The organism is Oerskovia douganii, assembly GCF_015142735.1.
GTDB lineage: Bacteria > Actinomycetota > Actinomycetes > Actinomycetales > Cellulomonadaceae > Oerskovia > Oerskovia douganii.
Genome location: NZ_JACSPN010000011.1, coordinates 67,285 through 69,251, shown reverse-complemented (window position 1 = coordinate 69,251; position 1,967 = coordinate 67,285). Strand labels below are relative to the sequence as shown.

The window sequence follows — 1,967 nt, the reverse complement described above, 5'->3', positions numbered from 1 at the left end:
GCGCGACAGCATGTTCGCGCGGGCGACCGACGATGAGGGCAGGGAGTGCGACGTTCTCGACCGGGGTCAGCTCTCCCAGCAGCTCGCCGTGCTGAAAGACCACTCCCAGATGCTCCGCACGTAGCCGTGCCAACCTCGACCGGCTGAGCCTGGTGACGTCGTGGCCCGCGACGAGAGCGCGGCCGGACAGCGGCCGGACCGTGCCGAGGACGCAGTTCAGCAGGGTCGTCTTTCCCGTACCCGAGGGGCCGACGATCGCCACCGACTCACCGCGCTCGACCCGTACGTCGAACGCGTCGAGGACGAGGCGCCCCCCCAGGGCCACCGAGAGCCCTTGGACGTCGAGCGCGATCACCACGATTCCCTACCCTCCGTCCTCACTCCCTACCATCCGGTCTTCTTCTCGGCCGAGCAGGTCATCGGCTTGACACCGCCGTTGGACCGACAGGCGCTGATGTGAGTCACCTTCTCTCCACCGTTCGTCACGCTCTGTACCATGCTCGTCATGTCTCCGGACTTGTTGACGACCGAACCCTTCGATCCGTAGCTGCTCCGCCACGGGGCACTGACGAACTTCCCGTCCTTGACGGTGTCGTGCGCGTAGACGCTGTGCCACTGGGCTCCAAGGGACGACCCGACATGTTCCGCCCTGGCGCCAGCGGTCGAGATCGAGACGGCGTGCGCTGAACTCACACCCATCCCTACGACGAGGACGACGCCAACGGCGACTGCGACTGCGACAAGATTCTTCCTGCTCGGCACGCGATTCCTTCTTTCGTGATTCAAGAGGCTCATCCGGCTCGACCCGTCGGGGGCGCCTTCGCCCCGACGGGAAACAACGATCAGTACCCGGTGTCTTTCCAGGACGAGCAGGTCATCGGCTTGAGTCCTGTGTTCGAACGGCACGCCTTGATCCGGGAGACCTTCTCGGCATGGCGGGTCACCGACACCCAGGTGGTCGCCGTGAAGTCACCGCCCTTGTTCGTCACTGAACCGCTCGATCCCAGGTTGCTCTCCCAGGGACCACTCACGAAATGGCCATCGCCGGCGGTGTCGGTGACCTTGAGCTCATGGCGCCACTCCTTCGGCCCGCTCCAGTACTGCCGACGATCCTCCACCTTCGCTCCTGCTGTGGTCACCGAGGCAGCGCTCGCAGCGCTCACTCCCATGGAGATCACCAGGAACGCACCAATTGCCACTGAGGCCAGCTTCTTCGCGTGCCGCATCTCTCGTCTCCCTGTCGGTCAGTCTCACCGTTGGCCGAGCAACTCTGCTCCGCCGTGCGAAACTAGCATTTAGACTAATACTAGGCAAACCGGCCCAAACGGACTTGTTGGTCGGTTCTCGCGTCTGAGAGATCGGCGCCGGGCGCCCCTGCTCACGAAACCCAGGCGTCAGCCATCATGGTGTATGACCTCGACCACCAAGACCCGCCCGCACGACGGCGACGTGGACGCCTTCCTCGCGACCGTCACCCACAAGGTCCGGCGCCGCGACGCGGACACGCTCCTGGCCCTCATGCAGCGCGTCACGGGCGAACCGCCCGTGATGTGGGGGCCGTCGATCATCGGGTTCGGCCAGTACCACTACGAATACGCGAGCGGGCGCCAGGGCGACGCGGGGGCGGCCGGGTTCTCGCCGCGCAAGGCCGCGTCCACGGTGTACCTGCCCGACGGCACGGCCGCACACCAGGAGCTGCTGGACCGCCTCGGCCCGCACACGACGAGCCTCGTGTGCGTGTACCTCAAGGACCTGTCGAAGAACGACCTCGACGTCCTGGAGGAGATCGTGCGCCGCTCCTACGCGGCCGTGACCGCGGGCACGTTCACCCAGCGGGCGCGCGAGTCCTCGACCTGACCGGAGAACGACGACGGGGCGCCCCACCCGAAGGTGGGACGCCCCGTCGTGACGTGGTCCGCTCGGGGCGGGCGGCGTCGTCGGGCACCTGGAGGACCAGGGCCCGACGA

General features: G+C 66.6%; 4 protein-coding genes. 1 reads left to right on the top strand and 3 read right to left on the bottom strand.

The window, feature by feature from the left end; all coding sequences use genetic code 11:
• The 3 genes from H9623_RS19475 to H9623_RS10035 all read right to left on the bottom strand — a co-directional run.
• Positions 1-355 (bottom strand): ATP-binding cassette domain-containing protein (locus H9623_RS19475; RefSeq protein WP_321575379.1); only part of this gene is annotated, 355 nt, incomplete at its 3' end.
• 29 nt (positions 356-384) lie between these two features.
• Complete coding sequence (locus tag H9623_RS10040; RefSeq protein WP_193719909.1) at positions 385-762, bottom strand: hypothetical protein; 378 nt, start codon at positions 760-762, stop codon at positions 385-387.
• An 80-nt stretch (positions 763-842) separates the two neighbouring features.
• A complete protein-coding gene (locus H9623_RS10035) occupies positions 843-1,226 on the bottom strand; it encodes a hypothetical protein (protein WP_191805002.1) in 384 nt (127 codons plus the stop codon).
• A 184-nt stretch (positions 1,227-1,410) separates the two neighbouring features.
• Here H9623_RS10035 and H9623_RS10030 point away from each other — a divergent pair, with 184 nt between their 5' ends.
• A complete protein-coding gene (locus H9623_RS10030) occupies positions 1,411-1,857 on the top strand; it encodes a DUF1801 domain-containing protein (RefSeq protein ID WP_193719908.1) in 447 nt (148 codons plus the stop codon).
• Positions 1,858-1,967 lie beyond the last annotated feature (110 nt).

Bases quoted from the DNA above. Each gene is read 5' to 3' on its own strand.
- H9623_RS10030 (WP_193719908.1), top strand. From the start codon at position 1,411: ATGACCTCGACCACCAAGACCCGCCCGCACGACGGCGACGTGGACGCC.
- H9623_RS10035 (WP_191805002.1), bottom strand. From the start codon at position 1,226: ATGCGGCACGCGAAGAAGCTGGCCTCAGTGGCAATTGGTGCGTTCCTG.